Here is a 4,118-nt window from a genome sequence, read left to right as displayed (position 1 = left end):
GCCCGGCGGGGACGGTCCGGCCGGTCCCACTCCCGCGTCTCGGTCAGCAACTCCACCGCACCCGCCGACCAGTCCACATGCGGCGACGGCTCGTCCACATGCAGCGTCTTGGGCAGGACCCCGTTGCGCATCGCCATGACCATCTTGATGACACCGGCCACACCCGCCGCGGCCTGCGCATGACCGATGTTCGACTTCACCGACCCCAGCCACAACGGCCGATCCGCGTCACGGTCCTGGCCATACGTCGCCAGCAACGCCTGCGCCTCGATCGGATCACCCAACGCCGTACCCGTACCGTGCGCCTCGACCACATCCACGTCCACCGGGGCCAACCCCGCGTTAGCCAGCGCCTGGCGGATCACCCGCTGCTGCGACGGGCCGTTCGGCGCGGTCAGACCATTACTCGCACCGTCCTGGTTCACCGCCGAACCACGCACCACCGCCAGCACCCGATGCCCGTTGCGACGGGCGTCCGACAGCCGCTCCACCAGCAGCACACCGACGCCCTCACCCCAGCCGGTGCCGTCCGCGCCCGCGCCGAACGCCTTGCACCGACCATCGGGGGCCAGACCACGCTGCCGGGAGAACTCCACGAACGTCCCCGGGGTGGACATGACCGTCACGCCGCCGGCCAGCGCCAGGTCGCACTCCCCTGAGCGCAGCGCCTGGACGGCCAGATGCAGCGCGACCAGCGACGACGAGCACGCGGTATCCACCGTCACCGCCGGGCCCTCGAATCCGAAGCTGTACGACACCCGGCCAGAGGCGACGCTCCCCGAGCTACCGGTACCGACCAGCCCTTCCAGCTCCCGCGGCACCGACGACAACCCCGGCGCGTAATCGTGGTACATCACCCCGGCGAACACACCCGTACGACTGCCACGCAGCCCCAGCGGACTGACGCCGGCCTGTTCGATCGCCTCCCAGGAGGTCTCCAGCAGCAAGCGCTGCTGCGGGTCCATGGCCAGCGCCTCGCGCGGCGAGATCCCGAAGAACCCGGCGTCGAACTGCCCCGCGTCGTACAGGAACCCACCATGACGGGCATAGCTGGTGCCGTAGCTCTCCGGGTCCGGGTCGTACAACCGGTCCAGATCCCACCCACGATCCGACGGGAACTCCCCGATCGCATCGCCGCCACCCGCGACCAGCTCCCACAGACCCTCCGGCGACACCACACCACCGGGGAAACGACACGCCATACCCACGATCGCGATCGGCTCGTCCACCACCGATGCGCTCACGGCCGCCGCCTGCTCGACACGGCGGCCGGTCAGCTCGGCAGCGATGAAGCCCGCCACCGCCTCGGCGGTCGGGTAGTCGAAGACGAGCGTGGCGGGCAGGCGAAGCCCGGTGGCGGTGTTGAGCCGGTTGCGCAACTCGACCGCGATCAGTGAGTCGAACCCGAGATCCTGGAACCGCTTGGCCGGTTCGACCTGGTCGGCGCCGGCGAAGCCGAGTACGAGGGCCACCTGGGTACGCACGAGCGCCAGCAGGTCGGTCGCGGTCGCCGTGGCCGTGCTCGCACGGCGGGCCGGTGCGGTCTGGACCCGGACAAGGCCGTGCAGCATCGCCGGCAGCGCGCTGCCCTGGTCGCGCAGAGCCGGCATGTCCAACGACGCGGGGACCAGCACAGGACGGTGGTGGGCCACCGCGGCGTCGAACAGCGCGAGGCCGTCGCCATCGGACAGAGGTCTGATGCCGGTCCGCTCGATGCGGCGCAGGTCCTGCTCGCCCAGGTCGCCTGCCATGCCGGTCGCCCACAGCCCCCAGGCGAGCGAGGTCGCCGGCAGACCGCGCGCCCGGCGGTACTGGGCGAGCGCGTCCAGGTAGGTGTTCGCGGCGGCGTAGTTGCCCTGACCCGGGCTGCCCAGGGTCCCGGAGATCGAGGAGAAGAGCACGAACGCGGTCAGGTCGAGGCCCTGGGTCAGCTCGTGCAGGTGCCAGGCCGCGTCCGCCTTGGGCCGCAGGACGGCGTCCAGCCGCTCCGGGGTGAGCGAGGTGACGATGCCGTCGTCCAGGACGCCGGCCGTGTGCACCACTGCGGTGAGCGGGTGTTCCATGGACGCGACGACCTGCGCCAGCGCCTCCCGGTCCGCGACGTCGCACGCCACGACCCGTACCTCGGCGCCGAGCCCGGCCAGTTCGGCGGCCAGCTCTTGCGCGCCCGGTGCCGCGAGGCCGCGCCGGCTCACCAGCAGCAGGCGCCCGACCTGGTGGGCGGCGACCAGATGACGGGCCACCAGAGCGCCCAGTCCGCCCGTGCCCCCGGTGACCAGCACCGTCGAGTCCGGTCCGAACACCGGCGGGTGCTGCTCCGCCGGCTCAGGCGCGCCTGCATCGTTCACCACGGGCCCGGACGCGGACGTACGGTCGTCCGTGGCCGCGACCCTGGCCAGCCGTGGCACCAGAAGTTCGCCCTCGCGCGACGCCAGTTGTGGCTCGCCGGCGGCCAGTGCCCGCTCGACCAGGCGCTCCAGCGTGGAGTCCAGGCCGGCGTCGGCGTGCGGAGAGGTGTCCAGCAGTACGAAGCGGCCGGGCTGCTCGGTCTGCGCGGCACGCACCAGACCCCATACCGCCGCCTGCGCGACGTCGAGCAGGGTGTCCTCGGTGCCGGTCGCCACCGCCCCGTGGGTCACCACCACCAGCCGTTCCTCGGCGGGCAACTGTCGCATCGCGGAAAGTACGGCGTCGGTGGCGCGCCTGATCGCCTCGGGAGCCGGCGACGGGCTCGGCGGCACGTCCACCAGCGCGTACCGGAGCTCCTCCGGCGCCGTCCGCACGGGTGCCGGTACCCAGTCCACCTGGAACAGGCTGTCGCGGTGTGGCGCCTCCCGTTCGGCGGATCGAGGGCGGCAGATGAGCGACCCCATCTCCATGACCGGCGCGCCGGACGCGTCGGCGATGGTCAGGGCGACCACGCCGGGGCCGCCGGCAGGGGTCGCCCGGATGCGCAGGACGGTCGCGCCGGTGGCGTGCAGCGTCACCCCGCTCCAGGCGAACGGCACGTACGGCCGGTCCGGTTCGGCGGCCGGCAGGAGACCGTCCAGCGCGACGGGGTGCAGCGCGGCGTCGAGCAGGGCCGGGTGCATGCCGAAGCGCACGGCGTCCTGACGCGCCTGCTCGGGCAGGGCGACCTCGGCGTACACCACGTCGTCCTTGCGCCAGGCGGCGGTCAGCCCTTGGAAGGCGGCACCGTAGACCATGCCCGATGCGGCCAAGCGGTCGTACAGCTCGTCGACCGCGAGCGGCTCGGCGCCGGCCGGCGGCCACTGCGCGAGCGACGGCGTGGCGGTGGCCGTTGCCGGGGCCGGGGTGAGGAAGCCTTGGGCGTTCTGCCGCCAGTCCGTGCCGTCCTCGGCACGGGAGTGCACGGTCACCTGGCGGCGTCCCGAGTCGTCGGCCACCGTGACCACGACCTGGATCTGCAGGCCGCCCTGCGCGGGCAGCACCATCGGTGACTGCAGGGTCAGCTCGTCCAGCACGGGGCAGCCGGCCTCGTCACCCGCGCGGATGGCGAGTTCGAGCTGCGCCGCACCCGGCACCACGACCTGACCGGCCAGCACGTGGTCGGCCAGCCAGGGGTGTTCGGCCACGGAGAGCCGCCCAACAAGGGTGATCGAGTCGGAACCGGGTGCGGGCACGACGGCGCCGAGCACCGGATGGTCCAGAGAGACCATCCCTCCCCCGGCGAAGGCACCCGTGGGACGGCCGGAGTCGAGCCAGTAGCGCTGGTGCTGGAAGGCATAGGTGGGCAGGTCGACGTGCCGGGCCGGGACGTTCGCGAAATACGTCTCCCAGTCGAGAGTGAGACCGCGGGTGTGCAGGTGGCCCAGCGCCTGGACGAACGCACGCACCTCGTCCCGGTCCTTACGCACCGCAGGCACCAGCAGCACCATCTCATCGGCGTCCAGACTCTGCTGCGCCAACGCGGTCAGCGTCGCATCCGGACCCACCTCGACAAAGACCGTCGCTCCAGCCGAACGCGCAGCGGAGACCCCGTCGGCGAAGCGCACCGCCTCCCGCACATGCCGCACCCAATACCCCGGATCGGCCAAAAGCCCCGGCTCGGCCACCCGCCCGGTCACATTCGACACCACCGGGATCAACGGCTCGTT

At 72.4% G+C, this 4,118-nt stretch carries 1 protein-coding gene; it reads right to left on the bottom strand.

The annotated features are described in order from the left end of the window. Positions 1 to 3,929, bottom strand: a 3,929-nt coding sequence (locus IEY93_RS34955; RefSeq protein WP_229691728.1) for an SDR family NAD(P)-dependent oxidoreductase, incomplete at its 3' end; no start/stop codon positions are given. Positions 3,930 to 4,118 lie beyond the last annotated feature (189 nt).

Origin of the sequence: Sphaerisporangium melleum (assembly GCF_014646695.1) — a bacterium.
GTDB classification, from domain to species: Bacteria; Actinomycetota; Actinomycetes; order Streptosporangiales; family Streptosporangiaceae; genus Sphaerisporangium; species Sphaerisporangium melleum.
The sequence above is the reverse complement of the archived record's forward strand: the minus strand, read 5'-3'. Positions and strand labels throughout refer to the sequence as shown.